This window comes from Sphingomonas sp. AC435 (assembly GCF_979253005.1).
Window position 1 is genome coordinate 1 of sequence record NZ_CEEDCJ010000085.1, and the last position, 247, is coordinate 247.

Genomic DNA, 247 nt, shown 5'->3' on the forward strand with positions numbered 1-247 from the left:
CTCGTGTTGGATGGCGAGCGTAGCGTCGGCATGCCGCGATGTGCGGAAGCGGCCCCGGTACCGGCCCGGGCGAGCGCCGGCAGCGGAGCGCGGGACGGCACGCTGATCCGGCGCGAGGCGGTCCCCGTGTGGCCCTGTTCGCTCGTGACGACGGCCGGGCTGCTGCGCCGCGCCGCCGCAGCGAGCGCGGTGGTGACGGACGCGGCAGGCGAGCGCTGGAGCGACGGAGGCGCGGTCGCATGCTGTG

The 247-nt window shown here is 76.9% G+C and carries 1 protein-coding gene; it reads left to right on the forward strand.

Annotated elements, in window-relative coordinates:
• Positions 1 to 30: 30 nt before the first annotated feature.
• Positions 31 to 247: hypothetical protein (locus tag AC0CH8_RS19040; RefSeq protein ID WP_465241220.1), on the forward strand; the 217-nt coding region annotated here is incomplete at its 3' end.